Source organism: Nostoc sp. (assembly GCF_036919815.1).
Lineage (GTDB): Bacteria > Cyanobacteriota > Cyanobacteriia > Cyanobacteriales > Nostocaceae > Nostoc.
Map to the genome: position 1 here is coordinate 1 of NZ_JBALCE010000015.1, position 16,219 is coordinate 16,219.

Here is a 16,219-nt window from a genome sequence, read left to right on the forward strand (position 1 = left end):
ATCGCTACACGTTATGATAAGCGAGCAATAAACTTTCTTGGTGCAATTTATCTTGCTGCTACTGTTATCTGGCTTAATTGATGACACGCCCTAGAGCTTTGTGAATGAGTGAATCTTATTGCGAGGCGATCGCCTACGTCAAGTACTGCCTCCTACCCACCCAGCTAATTTGAACATTACAGCCCTTGCTACGCAGATAGAACACATTAATCTAGCCCCACTCTCCATAACCTGCGATGCACTATTCTGGTAAATATCACTACAGAGTTTGTGAGGTTTGCAGGTGACAAACGAAGAACTGCTGAAGATTATTGAAAAAGCTGCCAGGGAAAAAGCAACAAAGCTAAACCTCTCTAACAATAGACTAAAAAGCCTGCCGTCAGAAATCGGCCAACTCTCTAACTTGAGGGAGCTATTCCTCCTTAACAATCAACTAAGCAGTCTGCCGCCAGAAATTTGCCAACTCTCCAACTTGGTAACGCTATACCTCCATTACAATCAACTAAGCAGCCTACCGCCAGAAATTTGCCAACTCTCCAAGTTGGAGGTGCTATTCCTCGCTAACAATAAACTAAGCAGCTTACCGCCAGAAATCGGTCAACTCTCAAATTTGACGTGGCTATCCCTCGCTAACAATCCACAATTAAGCTCGCCGCCGCCTGAAATTGTCAAGCAGCGAACGCAGGCAATTTTGACCTATCTTCGAGCCAGGTTAGAAGCTAAAGGATAATATAGCGTTTCCTAATGACATGAAGTACATCATAGCCCCCTCCTCGCTTGCGGGGAGGGGGTTGGGGGTGGGGTTCTTGTACCTCACTCAAGTGAGAACCGCTATATCTTTCTAAGCTGCTAGTAGTTGGTGAAGGGGGTGTGGGTAAAACATCATTATTAAATGGCTCGTAACAGCACTATTGCAGGGATTATAAAGGTATATTTGACTAGAATTAAGGTATTATAGCGATTATTGTTTGGATACCATCTACGGTAAGGCTTTACAGAAGTGCGCCTCTACCAGGGACACGCCAGTTTAGCTATAAGTTAACGCCATCTGCAACTTTCTTTCAAACCTAACCTCGAACCCCTTCTCTACCAGCGTTGGGGAGCAAGAATCAAAGCCTCTCGGACTCTGGGCTACGGTGTAGACACAAGTCTATCGAGACGCAATTTACGCTTTCTCGAATAGCCCAAACAAACCTCAAGAAAGGTTCTGCTACGCAAAACCTGTCCCTCTCCTTAGTAAGGAGAAGGATGTCCGATAGGACATGGTGAGGTTTTGGAGGACTTTTGGGTAATCGGATAACTTGTGTGTACACCGTAGCTTCCTGTGGAGGAGAGGAATGGAAGCGGGGTTCTAAGAATAAGTTGCACATCGCGTAAGTTAATATCTACCGTTTTACTGGTATTAGAAAAATGAGGTTTACAGACTGGGCGACTAGGGTGCTACTAATCTCGCTGATCTTCATGGCTTTAATTGTAGTGCTGCTAATTGGACGAGCAACAAAATTACAACATAGTCCGATAACATCCCATACATCCTATCCACAGACTACAGCCTGGAGTCAATATCCCCAGGTGCAATTCCAATCAGCGAAATACCCAGAGAAGAAATCTCAACGTGTTATCAAGTCCCCAGTCAAGATTTACAAACCTGTAGCAAGCTACATAACCACTCAAGCTTTTGCACGTTACAGACCTAATTATCAAGTTGCTTCGGTTGACCCAAGTAACTATGGAGAACGATACGCCCAAGATGTTAACGGTATTCCTGTCAACAATCAACCAATTATCGTCCTCCATGAAACTGGTTATTCTGCTTCCAGCGCGGTTAATTTCTTTCAAGTAGCCCATAACGATGAAAGTGTGCAAGCAAGTTACCACGCTTTAATCAAGTTAGAGGGAACGGTGGTTTATCTAGTACCGCCAGAAAAGCGGGCTTTTGGTGCAGCTAACTCAGTGTTTGATGGTTCCGAGGGAGTGGAAACTGTGCAGACTAATCCGAATTTGCCGGCATCTGTGAATAATTTTGCTTATCACGTTTCTTTGGAAACACCGCCAGATAGTTATGACAGTAGCAGCCAACAAACCCATAGCGGTTACACGGAAGCTCAATATCATTCTCTTGCTTGGTTAATTGCTCAAAGTCAAGTAAGAGACGATCGCATTACTACGCACCGTCTAGTAGACCGTTCTGGTAAAAAAATTGACCCGATAAATTTTGATGGTAATAAATTTCTGAACTTACTTAATACTTATCGTCACATCAGACCAATCTATAAAGTAAGTAATTAATTTATAGCGGTTCCCAGGTGCATGAAGTACATCAGATTAAAACCTCACCCCCAACCCCTCTCCTTATTAAGGAGAGGGGAGATGAAGCACAGCTTTTTCGGGGTGAGGTACATCATAGCCCCCTCATCGCTTGCGGGGAGGGGGTTGGGGGTGGGGTTCTTGTACCTCACTCAAGCGAGAACCGCTATAACATTATCGAAGCTATTTGCTAAAGCTATAGATTTGCTGCTTTTCTAGGCGATCGCTAATCGATGAAGGCAGTGTACCATCTGGGAATGTCTGTCGATCTAATTGGACTTGTAAATTACTCAAAGGATCGCAACCAGAAGAAATCAGAAATTCTAGTTTCTGGATGTAAGGCAAAGTTGCGAGGTTGTCCAAAATTTGGAAGATAGCTTGTATATAAGGATGACCACTTTGCTGATACCAATCAGAGCTAGCAACTTTTGGCTGGTCAAAACCCAAGTGTACTGTTAAAGATGGCTGGTCAAATATAGCGATCGCTAAGGGACGCGCTTCTTCCTGCAACAATAAATCATTACTTGCCGCTAAGTGTCGCAGTTTCTCTAAGCGTTCATAACGTTCGGTAACAGCTTCCGGGTCATCTTGCCAGTGGATTGCTACTGTCACTAGATAAGTCTGTAACAGCAGATGACCGAGCTTTTTCGCCTTTGTCGCCAGATAATAGGAATTGTAGTCGGTTGCCTCTATCAACAATGGCAAGCGATCGACTACTTCCAATCCATAACCCTTGACTCCAGCAATTTTACGGGGATTATTCGTAATCAACCGGATCTTTTGGATGCCCAAGTCCATGAGCATTTGTGCCCCCATGCCATAGTCTCGTAAGTCAGCCGGAAATCCCAAACGCTCATTTGCCTCTACTGTATCCAGTCCCATATCCTGCAATGAGTAGGCTTTCAGCTTGTTAATCAAGCCGATTCCGCGTCCTTCTTGGCGCAGGTATACAACTACACCTTGACCTGCTGCCTCAATCATTTTCAGTGCGGCTTCTAACTGCATCCGACAATCGCAACGCAAAGAACCCAAAGCGTCACCAGTTAAACATTCTGAGTGCATCCGCACCAAAACAGGCTCATCTTTGAAGTTAGCGGGATCGCCCTTGACAATTGCAACGTGTTCTGTGTTATCCACAGTATGGCGGTAGGCGTAAATTTCAAACTGGCCAAACTGACTAGGCAGCTTAGTAACAACTTCCCGATAGACTAAGCGATCGTGTTTTAGCCGATAACTGATTAAATCGGCAATACTAATAATTTTTAAATTGTGACGTTTAGCATATTCAACTAACTGCTGCAACCGCGCCATTGAACCGTCGGGGTTTTGAATTTCACAAATTACCCCAGATGGGTATAGCCCTGCGAGTCGAGATAAGTCTACAGCAGCTTCTGTATGTCCGGCGCGTTTGAGTACGCCTCCCTCTTTAGCCCGAATCGGGAAAATGTGACCAGGACGACGTAAATCAGTAGGTTTTGTGGCTGGGTTGAGAGTAACCTGAATAGTGCGGGCGCGGTCTTCGGCTGAAATGCCTGTACTCACGCCCAATTCTGGCCCGGCATCAATACTTACAGTGAAGGCAGTTTGGTTAGTATCTGTAATATTGCTGACCATCAAGGGTAAGTCTAGCTCATCTAGGCGATCGCCTGTCATTGCCAAACAAATCAGTCCTCTAGCTTCCACCGCCATAAAATTAATCGTGTCGGGTGTGGCAAATTGGGCAGCACAGATTAAGTCGCCTTCATTTTCTCTATTTTCATCATCTACGACTACAATAACGCGACCAGCTTTTAGGTCTGCTAAGGCGGCATCAATCGAATCAAATTTAAATTTAAAAGCTTGGATAGTATTAGGCTGTGACACAGAAAGATTTCCAGCTACCAACGTAAATTTTTTTAACAATTTCTTATTTTAGATTGTAGCTCCTTTATGAGGCAAGAATTAGACTAGCATTGACACTCTCAGGTATAAAGACAGGCTCGATTGTCTAAGTCTTGCTTAAAAAGGATATTTGACTATCGCTTTAAACGCTCAAAACAATTACCAATTTACCGAATATTCTGATGATTTGATAACGTGGCAAAAACTTTTGCCATTATAAAGTGCAGCCACAGTAAAGGATAAGGGGGATAAGGGGGATAAGGGGTTTGGGGTGTTTTGTGTGCTGTGCGTCTAGTCGCTGATATTGTTTATAGCTGAGAACGAATTAACTATTCATGGGATAAGGATTTCAGATCATGGGCAAATTTAGACGCGTACCCGTTGGGATTGTTGGCGCGTCCGGCTATGGCGGAGTACAGTTAGTACGATTATTGATGGATCATCCAGAAGTCGAACTGGTTTATTTAGGCGGTGAGAGTAGTATCGGGAAATCCTTGGGGGATCTCTACCCGTATTTGGCTCATGCAACTAACCTGTTAATAGAGGCGGTAGAACCAGAAATAATTGCTCATCGCTGTGAAGTAGTTTTCCTGTCTTTACCAAATGGTCTGGCTTGCCAAATCGCGCCCAAACTATTAGAAAAAGGGTGTAAAGTATTAGATTTGAGTGCAGATTATCGGTTTAGTGATTTGACAACTTATACAAATTGGTATGGGACACACAGAAGCGATCGCACAATTGCAGCTACAGCAGTTTATGGATTACCAGAACTTTATCGCGATCGCATTGCCGAAGCTCAACTCATTGGCTGTCCTGGTTCCTATCCCACTGCGAGTCTCCTGGCACTTTTGCCACTTTTAAAGCAAGGTTTAATCGTACCAGAAACAGCTATTATCGATGCCAAGGCTGGCACATCTAGCGGTGGACGGCAACCTCAAACCAACTTATTATTAGCTGAAGCAGATAATTCCATTGCCGCTTTCAATATCGGCCGTCACCGCCACACCCCAGAAATTGAGCAAATTTGCAGTGACTTAGCTGGTCACGAACTCATGATTCAATTTACACCGCACCTGGTACCAATGGTACGCGGTATTTTGGCAACAGTATACGCCACACTAAGCGATCCGGGTTTAGTACGAGATGACTTAACCACAATTTTTTCAGCCTTCTACCGCAACTCTCCTTGGGTAAAAGTTTGCGGTAGTGGCATTTACCCCCAAACTAAATGGGCTAACGGCAGCAATCTTTGTTACATCGGTGTAGAAGTTGACCCGCGTACAGGTCGCGTGATTGTCATGTCAGCAATTGACAATCTAATTAAAGGACAGGCGGGGCAAGCTATCCAATGTATGAACCTGATGATGGGCTGGGATGAAACCTTGGGATTACCCAAATTGGGATTTTATCCGTAATTGGAGAGATGGGACTACGGTGTACACACAAGTCTCAAAAAGTACATCTACCTAAGATTTGCAGTGCGTTACGCTGGCGTGACAAAGCTAAATTGTTGCAATCATGCCGATGCCTGGGTTGGGCTACGCCTACGCATTTGTTATTTCGGCGATCGCATTTGTTATTTCGGCGAACTCATTTGTTATTTCAGCGATCGCATTTGTTATTTCGGCGATCGCATTTGTTATTTCGGCGAACTCATTTGTTATTTCGGCGAACTCATTTGTTATTTCGGCGAACTCATTTGTTATTTCAGCGATCGCATTTGTTATTTCGGCGAACTCATTTGTTATTTCGGCGAACGCATTTGTTATTTCGGCGAACGCATTTGTTATTTCAGCGAACGCATTTGTTATTTCAGCGAACGCATTTGTTATTTCAGCGAACGCATTTGTTATTTCAGCGAACTCATTTGTTATTTCAGCGAACTCATTTGTTATTTCGGCGATGCCTACGGCGGGCTTCGCCTACGCAAACGTTACAAGTATCTCAATTTTGCACTATTGTCATTCTGAGCGAAACGAAGTGCAGCAAAGAGCGAAGCGTGTCTGAAAGACATCGAATCGAAAACCTCCTCGCTCTCATTGAGATCGGCGCTTGCGGGAAGAAGCCACTTCGTGTCTACATTGCGCTGAGTTCCAAGGGCACACGCTGCGCCGATTCGTAGCTTTTTTGCAGGAGGCACGCTCCATTCAGCATGACAGTCAAATTACCCCCCTTAATCCCCCCTTGGAAAGGGGGGAGACTGGAAATCTAGTTCCCTCCCCTTTCCAAGGTCCGGGTTAGGGTGGGGTAAAACCCTGGTTAATCAGCTATTTCAGACTTGTGTGTACACCATAGCGCGAGTTCGGGGAGGGGAGGTTTTGGCGTAAGACAAAACCGAGGTGGGGTTAGGCGACAATTACCGATGAGTACAATAAGGCATGATATGAGGTAATGACAAGGGTTTCACCTTAAGTTGACACCTATGGGAGAAGTTGTGCCCCCTCATCTCCCCTATCTCCCTCATTTCCCCCTTCCCCGGTGCTCCCCTTGCTCTTATCTCGGTCCCATTCCTACAGTACCGGCATAAACAGCGCGATCGCCTAGTTCATCTTCAATTCGCAGCAAGCGGTTATATTTTGCGACGCGTTCGCTGCGACAGAGGGAACCTGTTTTAATTTGACCGGCACGGGTTGCTACGGCTAAATCAGCGATCGTTGTATCTTCGGTTTCACCAGAACGATGGCTAATTACTGAACGGAAACCGTTACGAGTCGCCAAATCAATCGTTTCTAAGGTTTCAGTCAGAGAACCAATTTGATTAAGTTTAATCAAAATGGAATTAGCGGCTTTTTCCTGGATGCCTCTTTGCAAGCGCGTGGCATTAGTAACAAACAAATCATCCCCTACCAATTGCACCCGCGAACCTAATTTCTGGGTCAGCAATTGCCAACTTTGCCAATCTTCTTCATGCAAGCCATCCTCAATTGACACAATTGGATATTGATCAACCAATTGAGCCAGGTAATCAATAAACACTGTAGGAGCGTGAGGTTTACCATCATAGACATATTGCCCATTCTTGTAAAACTCACTAGCCGCCACATCCAAGGCTAAAGCTACTTCTTCCCCTGGCTTATAACCAGCTTTCTCAATGGCAGCAACCAGCAATTCCAAAGCCACCTGATTAGATTCTAGGTTAGGGGCAAAACCGCCTTCATCACCCACACCAGTTAGCAAACCCTTCTCATCTAATACTTGACTGAGGGTAGCAAACACCTCTGCGCCCCAACGTAATGCTTCCCGAAAGGAAGTTGCGCCAATTGGGACAATCATAAACTCTTGAAAATCTACGTTGTTTGAGGCGTGTGCGCCACCGTTAATCACGTTCATCAACGGCACTGGGAGCAAATTCGCTAAAGGACTACCCAAATAGCGATATAGAGGAATTGCCAAAGATTCAGCACCAGCTTTGGCTGCTGCTAGGGAAACCGCCAAAATCGCATTAGCCCCCAAATTGGATTTATTAGGAGAACCATCTATAGCGATCATTGTGCGGTCTAGCAGTTCTTGGTTGAGGGCATCCAAGCCTAACAATTGGGGTGCAAGTGCTTCTCTGACGTTTTGCACTGCCTTGAGTACGCCTTTGCCCCCATAACGGCTTTTATCGCCATCACGCAGTTCGTGAGCCTCAAAAGTGCCAGTAGAGGCACCACTGGGAACCTGCGCTAGTCCGACAACACCGTTGGCTAAATGCACTTCGGCTTCAATTGTCGGTCTACCGCGTGAATCAAGAATTTCACGAGCTGCGATCGCCTCAATGGCAGTATCTACAAATCTACTCATCTGTACTTTATCCTTTATTCGAGTCTGTTACGCATCCAGTCCAGTTGCCTAACCCAATCGCTAGCATAGGCGGTTAAGAGACTTTGTTGGCTGACATTAAAGAAGATTTCCATTATTTATATCGATCAGGAAATATTTATTCTGTCTTTTAGCTTTTAATTCTTTCTCCGATAGCATTTTTACCTTAAGACTTTCAGCTAGGTAAAATGTTGGCAGACAATAACACTAAATCAATTCCAGAGAAAAGGTCAATATGCGATTACTACATACAATGCTGCGGGTGGGCAACCTTGAAGAGTCCTTAAAGTTCTACTGTGAAGTTCTAGGAATGAAATTACTGAGCCGAAAAGATTATCCTGGGGGAGAATTTACCCTGGCTTTTGTTGGCTACGGTGATGAAAGCGACAACTCGGTAATCGAACTTACTTACAACTGGGGCGTGGAAAATTACGAATTGGGTAATGCTTACGGTCACATTGCCCTTGGCGTTGATGATATTTACGCTACGTGTGAAGAAATCCGTAATCAAGGCGCTAAAATCGTGCGCGAACCAGGGGCGATGAAACATGGTTCGACGGTAATTGCTTTTGTAGAAGATCCAGATGGGTATAAAATTGAACTGATTCAACTGGGAACTCAAGGGTCAGCAGTCAAACAGGAATCACAAGAGCAACTTGTAAGTCAGTAATTCTTAAATATCACTTACTAAATCGCTGGATTTAGATCCCCGACTTCTTCAAGAAGTCGGGGATCTGGGCAGCAAGTTTTGCTTCAGAGCGATCGCAAAATCCACACTGATATCTAGAAAAGTTCAGCTAGATACCCGGAGATTGATTCTTCCCCCAGACTCGCGTTTCACACTACTGTTACCCGAAGGTGCGATACTTTTCGCTTTTTACCTCCCCTTTTTAGGCGGGTTAGGGGATCTTTTCTGCGTAAATCCGATTAAGATTACCCCCATAGTGTCGTTGATAAGCAACAATAATAGCGTAGGCGTAACCCGCACTTCTCTACGAGAGGCTGCGCCAACAGCAAGCTACCTCTCTACGAGACGCTCCGCGTAGCTTGTCCTCCGCCAGGAGTACGGCTGCACTCGGCACAAGTCAGTGACCATCGTAGACATCACTCCAATAACACCATTTGGCAAAGTCCCCTCAGAACACTATTTTCGTTTTAAATTAGAAAATAGGTAATCGATTAAACTATCAACAATTACCAATCCCAAATTGCCACTGGAGATACACACGGATATACGCTGAGAATGTTCGGATAATTATCTGGGTACTAAGGAGTAGGGTTACAACCACTCCCCATTCCCTAGTACAGACGCGATTAATCGCGTCTCTCCCCATTCGCTTTAATAATCCCCAATCCCTAAACTAAAAATTCAAAATCCAAAATTCTAAAGATGCAACCTACAGATCCGAATAAATTTACTGATAAAGCCTGGGAAGCAATTGTTAAATCTCAGGATATAGTCCGTGCTTATCAACAACAGCAACTAGATGTTGAACATTTAATTATTGCCCTGTTAGAAGAACCCACTAGTCTGGCAATACGTATCCTGGCTCGATCTGAGGTCGATCCAATTCGCTTGCAACAGCAGATCGAAGCCTTTATGCAACGTCAGCCCAAAGTTGGTAAAAGTGATCAGCTTTACCTTAGCCGCAATTTAGATGTTTTACTAGACCGAGCTGAGGAAGCTAGAGTCAGGATGAAAGACTCTTACATTTCTGTAGAACACATACTTTTGGCATTTGCTGAAGACGATCGCATTGGACGAAAGCTACTCAAAGGCTTTAACGCGGATACAGCTAAACTAGAAACTACGATTAAAACCGTTCGCGGTAGCCAAAAGGTGACAGATCAAACCCCAGAATCCCGCTATGAAGCCTTACAAAAATTTGGCAGAGATTTGACAGAACAGGCAAAAGCTGGAAAACTCGATCCAGTAATTGGGCGGGATGACGAAATTCGGCGGGTGATTCAAGTCTTGTCTCGACGTAGCAAAAATAACCCTGTATTGATTGGTGAACCTGGGGTAGGTAAAACTGCGATCGCGGAAGCTTTGGCACAGAGGATGGTAAATGGTGATGTTCCCGAATCTCTGAAAAACCGCCAACTGATCTCTTTAGATATGGGCAGTTTGATCGCTGGAGCTAAATTACGGGGAGAATTTGAAGAACGCCTAAAAGCAGTCCTCAAGGAAGTTACAGAATCTAACGGGCAAATCGTCCTGTTTATTGATGAATTACATACCGTAGTCGGCACCGGTTCCAACCAACAAGGGGCAATGGATGCCGGAAATCTGCTTAAACCAATGCTGGCGCGGGGAGAACTGCGTTGCATTGGCGCTACTACCTTAGATGAGTTCCGCAAACACATTGAGAAAGACGCCGCCCTAGAACGCCGCTTTCAGCAAGTATTTGTCGATCAGCCAAGTGTGGAAAATACTATTTCGATTTTGCGGGGATTGAAAGAACGTTATGAAGTTCATCACAACGTCAAAATTTCTGATTCGGCTTTAGTAGCAGCAGCAACCCTGTCAGCACGTTATATTAGCGATCGCTTCTTACCAGATAAAGCGATTGATTTAGTAGATGAGGCCGCAGCACAGTTGAAAATGGAGATTACCTCCAAACCAGCCGAATTAGAAACCATTGATCGCCGCCTCATGCAGTTAGAAATGGAAAAGCTATCATTAGCTGGTGAAGAAAAGGGTACTCCCCAAACAAAAGAACGTTTGCAGCGAATTGAGCAAGAAATCGCCAAGTTGACGGAAAAACAGCAAATATTTAATGAGCAATGGCAAGGTGAAAAGCAGATATTGGAGGCGATAAGCGCCTTAAAGAAAGAAGAAGATGCGCTACGAGTGCAAATTGAACAGGCGGAACGTGCTTATGACCTAAATAAGGCTGCACAATTGAAGTATGGCAAATTGGAAGGAGTACAGCACGATCGCGAAGCTAAAGAAGCGGAACTTTCAGCAATTCAAAATCAAGGTTCCACGTTACTGCGAGAACAAGTTACTGAAGCCGATATTGCCGAAATCGTCGCCAAATGGACAGGAATCCCCGTCAATCGCCTGTTGGAATCGGAACGGCAAAAATTACTGCAACTAGAAAGTCATTTACATGAGCGAGTAATTGGGCAAGAAGAGGCTGTAGAAGCCGTATCAGCCGCAATTCGCCGCGCCCGTGCGGGTATGAAAGACCCCTCTCGTCCCATTGGTTCATTTTTGTTCATGGGACCGACAGGTGTGGGTAAAACTGAACTTGCGCGTGCTTTAGCTCAGTTTCTCTTTGATTCTGATGATGCCTTGGTGCGCTTGGATATGTCTGAGTATATGGAAAAACACTCAGTTTCTCGCCTTGTAGGAGCGCCTCCAGGATATGTAGGATATGAAGAAGGCGGTCAACTTTCCGAGGCGGTTCGCCGCCGTCCTTATTCAGTGGTGCTGCTGGATGAAGTCGAAAAGGCGCACCCCGATGTGTTCAATATTTTATTGCAGGTGTTAGATGATGGGAGAATTACGGACTCTCAGGGAAGAACGGTAGATTTTCGTAATAGCGTTATTGTGATGACTAGTAACATTGGTAGCGAACATATTTTAGATGTATCTGGTGATGATTCCAAGTATGAAATGATGCGGGTTAGGGTAATGGAAAACTTGCGATCGCATTTCCGCCCGGAATTTCTCAACCGCGTCGATGACATTATTCTCTTCCATACCTTAAATCGCACCGAAATGCGGCAGATCATCCGCATTCAACTCAAGCGCGTAGAAAATCTCCTGCGCGAGCAAAAAATCTTCTTTGAAATATCCCAATCTGCCTGTGATCACCTTGTAGAATCAGGCTATGATCCCGTTTACGGCGCACGCCCCCTGAAACGAGCAATTCAGCGAGAAATAGAAAACCCCCTGGCCACCAAACTATTGGAAAATACTTTTATCTCTGGAGACACAATTATCATTGATAAAAATGAAACCGGTTTGTCTTTTAGCAAAAAAGCACCTGTGAAAATTTCAGTAAATTCAGCTAGTGTCCAGTTGCTGAAATCAACACCTGAATAATCAAACTAGAGACGTACCTTTCCGGTGCGTCTCTACATTTAGATTTTTCTAAAAATACCAACCCAGCCGTCTTTTTTGCCCCTCTCTGAGAATTATTAGAGTATTTAAGTAGGTAGGCGTAATTAAAGATAAGAGCAAACCTCACCCTCAATCCCTCTCCGTGAGTTCGGAGAGGGAAGCCGGAGGCAGGGTGAGGTTTTATATTTAATTTGACCCACTTACTTATTCACAAAAGTTGGGATGATTGGCAGATCGTAATTATAGTTGATAACTGAATAATAAAATTTTTTCACACGTTCATATACTTTATTAATATTAGGATTACTCATAGTGTTATGCTCCATAAATTTTAGAAGATAATTTTTCAGATTAGTAGCTTCAAAAACTCACATTTTTGCGAAAGAGGCAAAGAGAATTATAGTAATTCCCATTTGAATGAGTGTACAGGGATAGGGGCGCATAGATGTGCGATCGCCAGAGCATTTGTATTCATCTATGGCTAATTATTTTTTTTTGTATCTTACCGATGCAGAAACCGATATATTTATCCTTAACAGCCTTTTCCAATATTAATGACAGGAGTTGTCTAAACTTATGTTACATCTGTGTTAGTAATAAGTAGGGAAATCCGAATCTCTTATGTGCAGATATCCTCGACTACTCATGAGTGATTACCTCGCAAACAGCCGTTAAAATCTTTACTGGAAACTTTTATTTAATTACAAACCATGCTGGAACAAGGAACAATCAGTATTCATACTGAAAATATTTTCCCGATCATTAAGAAGTCGCTTTACTCAGATCACCAAATCTTCTTACGGGAACTGGTATCTAACGCTGTAGATGCCATCCAAAAGCTGAAGATGGTATCCCGCGCCGGAGATTACGCTGGAGATATCGGCGAACCGGAAATTGAAATTGCCATTGACAAAAATAACAAAACCCTATCCATTTCCGATAACGGTATCGGCATGACCGCAGATGAAGTTAAGAAATATATCAATCAGGTTGCCTTCTCTAGTGCTGAAGAATTTATTCATAAGTATGAAGACAAATCAGATCAACCCATAATCGGCCACTTCGGTCTTGGCTTCTACTCCTCCTTCATGGTGGCGCAAAAGGTAGAAATTGATACTCTCTCATACCAAGAAGAGGCGCAGGCGGTTCACTGGACTTGCGATGGTTCCCCAGCTTTCACCCTAGAAGATTCGCCCCGCACAACTCGCGGCACTACTATTACTCTTAGCTTACAAGGAGAAGAGGAGGAATTTTTAGAAATAGCACGGATTAAGAATCTTGTCAAGACCTACTGCGACTTCTTGCCAGTACCAATAAAACTCGATGGTGAAGTATTAAATAAGCAAAAAGCACCGTGGCGAGAATCTCCGAGTAATCTGAGTCAAGAAGATTATTTAGAGTTTTACCGCTACCTGTATCCTTTTCAGGAGGAACCTCTGTTATGGGTACATCTAAATACAGACTATCCCTTTATCATCAACGGGATTTTGTATTTTCCCAAAATGAGACCGGATGTAGATGTTACTAAAGGGCAGATCAAGCTATTTTGTAATCAAGTTTTTGTTAGTGACAACTGCGAAGAAATTATTCCGCAATTTCTGACTCCAATGCGGGGTGTGATTGATAGCAGCGATATTCCTCTGAATGTATCGCGCAGTGCCTTGCAAGGCGATCGCACTGTGAAGCGAATCGGTGATTACATTGCCAAAAAAGTAGGCGATCGCCTCAAAGAACTTTTCCGCGACAACCGGGAACAATACATTAGCGCCTGGAAGGATCTTGGGACTTTTGTCAAATTCGGCGTTCTCAACGATGAGAAATTCAAAAAACAAATCGAAGATATCATTGTCTTCCGCACCACCGCCAAGCTGACAGAAAAACCTGCTGCTGAAACTCCAGCAGTTGAGGTACAGTCTTCAGAAGGGGATGCTTGGCAAGATGTGACTCCTGCCTCAACCAGTCCTGATTTTTCAGCACCCAGCGCTCCTTATACGACGCTGAAAGAGTATCTCGAACGTAACAAAGAACACCACGAAAACCGGGTTTTCTACAGCACCGATGAAGCAACCCAAGCTACCTACATAGAATTGCACAAAAATCAAGGCTTGGAAGTCTTGTTTATGGACTCCTTCATTGACACCCACTTTATCAACTTCTTAGAGCGGGAATATCAGGATGTCAAATTTACGCGGGTAGACTCCGAGTTAGATAATACGCTGCTGGAACAAGACAAAGCCACGGAAATTATTGATCCCAACACCAACAAAACTCGGAGTGAGACGATCAAAGAGTTATTTCAAAAATCTCTCAACAAACCGAAACTCAACATCCGTACCGAAGCGTTGAAATCAGATGATCCTCAAGGGACACCACCTGCGATCGTGCTTTTACCAGAGATTCTCCGCCGCCTGCGGGAAATGAACGCCATGATGCAGCAGCAGACAACAGAGTTTCCCGAAGATCACATTTTGGTGGTGAATACTGCTCACCCACTGATTCAAAATCTGGCAAATCTTAACCAAAGTAGTATTATTCAAGGTGAGGGTGAATCGCCTACAAATCAGTTAGTGAACTTGATTTGCCAACACGTCTATGATTTAGCGCTGATGTCTCAGAAAGGATTTGACGCTGAGGGGATGAAATCCTTCGTCGAGCGATCGAATGAGGTACTCACCAAGCTGACGGAACAAGCTAGTAAATAGTGCTGAGTTTGGAGACGCGATTAATCGCGTCTGTACAAAAGTTTGGAGACGCGATTAATCGCGTACAGGAGTTAGGAGTTATTTCTCCCCCCACTCTCCACTCCCCACTCCCCACTTCTGTTGCCTAAGACCTAAAATGGAAAGGCTGTATTAAAATAAAAATCTGGAGATATTTGCTATGTCCCGTCGCTGTGAACTAACTGGTAAAAAGGCAAATAACGCCTTTGCTGTTTCCCACTCTCACCGCCGTACTAAACGCCTTCAGCACGTCAATCTGCAAAACAAGCGTGTTTGGTGGGAAGCCGGAAATCGCTGGGTGAGATTAAAGCTGTCTACTAAAGCAATCAAAACCATAGGAACCAAAGGCTTAGAAGTAATGGCAAAAGAAGCTGGCATTAACCTGAATCATTACTAAGTAATGTAGATTTCATTACCTGAGACTTTCGTAAGGTGGAATACAGGTGATTCGTAGAGTAGCTGTGCTACTCTACTTCTTATTACATCTTGAGTAAGTAAGGGGGTAAAAATAAATCAAGCTATGTTACCCAATATAAAATTAATTAATATTAATTTCTAAAATTACGAATTATTCAATCATTGCTGTTGTATCTGCTTTTGTATTCAAAGACGAAAAGCCTTGAGTGTTGCATTTCTGCCTGCTGTTGTACTTTGCTTAAGATATTGGGGAATCGCCTCAATTAGTGTAAATAGAGGAAAATTTAGGCTTTGCTGAGACTCTACATAATACCCATCTCGCAGAACATTAATTTGTAAATTTCCTTGATCAAAACGCCAAAGCTCAGGTACTTTTAAAGCTTCATAAATATTAGGATGAGTGCGAGAAGTAATATCAATTTCTAAAGCTAAATCTGGAGGCGGATCTACTGTTAAATCTAATCGCTTCTTGCCGCGAATCTCGGATTCATTTTTTATATATAAACACTGATCAGGTTCTATACCTTGAGCCATTGCTTGGTTTTTGAAAGTGGTAGAACCAAGGCATCTAAACTCAATATCTAATTCTTCCAAAAGCGCTTTGACTAAATCGCTAATAATTTCTTTATCATATTCATGTTCTGGCAGTGGTGCCATAATCTCCAGCATTCCCCTGTCATAAGCAATTCGTGCAGCCCGATGTTCTCCTAAATCCTCTAGAATTGTTTCCAATTCCTGCCAGGTTACATCTTGCAATATCACTCTTTGTCCTGGTGGAACATGGATGCGTTTTAATTCCAACAACATCATCTGCACTCCCAGTAGCTTAAACCTAAATTTAGCTTACTCTAGTTGACTAATACGCTGCGATAATTTTTGCTAGTTCTTCACTAAAATTGTTTAGAGTGAAGAAAAAACCTCTGGAGTTCGCAGAGGTTTTGGTTCCTGATTTAGTTTCTATTGGTTACTACAATTTGTCCTGAGTCATTTCCCGATATTTGAACAACAAGATCCCCAA

At 43.7% G+C, this 16,219-nt stretch carries 11 protein-coding genes; 8 read left to right on the forward strand and 3 right to left on the reverse strand.

All coding sequences use genetic code 11. The annotated features are described in order from the left end of the window. The first annotated feature begins 283 nt into the window (after positions 1–283). On the forward strand, positions 284–730 hold the full coding sequence (locus tag V7K15_RS05085; protein WP_334903589.1) for a leucine-rich repeat domain-containing protein: 447 nt from the start codon (positions 284–286) through the stop codon (positions 728–730). Positions 731–1,410: 680 nt separating this feature from the next. Next, a complete protein-coding gene (locus tag V7K15_RS05090) occupies positions 1,411–2,289 on the forward strand; it encodes a peptidoglycan recognition family protein (RefSeq protein WP_334903591.1) in 879 nt (292 codons plus the stop codon). Positions 2,290–2,490: 201 nt separating this feature from the next. Here the strand turns inward: V7K15_RS05090 and ribBA are convergent, their stop codons facing one another. Further along, entirely contained in the window at positions 2,491–4,170 is a 1,680-nt protein-coding gene (gene ribBA / locus V7K15_RS05095; RefSeq protein WP_334903593.1) for a bifunctional 3,4-dihydroxy-2-butanone-4-phosphate synthase/GTP cyclohydrolase II, read from the reverse strand. A 374-nt stretch (positions 4,171–4,544) separates the two neighbouring features. Here ribBA and argC point away from each other — a divergent pair, with 374 nt between their 5' ends. Then, positions 4,545–5,603: an N-acetyl-gamma-glutamyl-phosphate reductase gene (gene argC, locus V7K15_RS05100; protein WP_334903595.1), complete on the forward strand. Its 1,059-nt coding sequence runs from the start codon at positions 4,545–4,547 to the stop codon at positions 5,601–5,603. A gap of 78 nt (positions 5,604–5,681) precedes the next feature. Then, entirely contained in the window at positions 5,682–6,158 is a 477-nt protein-coding gene (locus tag V7K15_RS05105) for a hypothetical protein (protein ID WP_334903597.1), read from the forward strand. A 523-nt stretch (positions 6,159–6,681) separates the two neighbouring features. Here V7K15_RS05105 and eno read toward each other — a convergent pair. Then, positions 6,682–7,971, reverse strand: coding sequence for a phosphopyruvate hydratase (gene eno, locus V7K15_RS05110; protein ID WP_334903598.1), 1,290 nt, complete (start codon positions 7,969–7,971; stop codon positions 6,682–6,684). Positions 7,972–8,224: 253 nt separating this feature from the next. On the opposite strand from eno, the gene gloA reads away from it, so the two are divergent. From gloA to rpmB, 4 genes are all read left to right on the forward strand, one after another. Further along, positions 8,225–8,659, forward strand: coding sequence for a lactoylglutathione lyase (gene gloA / locus V7K15_RS05115; RefSeq protein ID WP_334903600.1), 435 nt, complete (start codon positions 8,225–8,227; stop codon positions 8,657–8,659). Between the two features lie 720 nt (positions 8,660–9,379). After that, positions 9,380–12,046 carry an ATP-dependent chaperone ClpB gene (gene clpB / locus V7K15_RS05120; RefSeq protein WP_334903602.1) on the forward strand — a complete coding sequence of 889 codons (2,667 nt, stop codon included), beginning with the start codon at positions 9,380–9,382 and terminating at the stop codon, positions 12,044–12,046. A gap of 728 nt (positions 12,047–12,774) precedes the next feature. Next, positions 12,775–14,766, forward strand: coding sequence for a molecular chaperone HtpG (gene htpG, locus V7K15_RS05125; RefSeq protein ID WP_334903604.1), 1,992 nt, complete (start codon positions 12,775–12,777; stop codon positions 14,764–14,766). 178 nt (positions 14,767–14,944) lie between these two features. Then, positions 14,945–15,181 carry a 50S ribosomal protein L28 gene (gene rpmB / locus V7K15_RS05130; RefSeq protein WP_334903606.1) on the forward strand — a complete coding sequence of 79 codons (237 nt, stop codon included), beginning with the start codon at positions 14,945–14,947 and terminating at the stop codon, positions 15,179–15,181. Between the two features lie 206 nt (positions 15,182–15,387). Here the strand turns inward: rpmB and V7K15_RS05135 are convergent, their stop codons facing one another. Then, a complete protein-coding gene (locus V7K15_RS05135; protein ID WP_334903750.1) occupies positions 15,388–16,008 on the reverse strand; it encodes a Uma2 family endonuclease in 621 nt (206 codons plus the stop codon). Between the last annotated feature and the right edge of the window lie 211 nt (positions 16,009–16,219).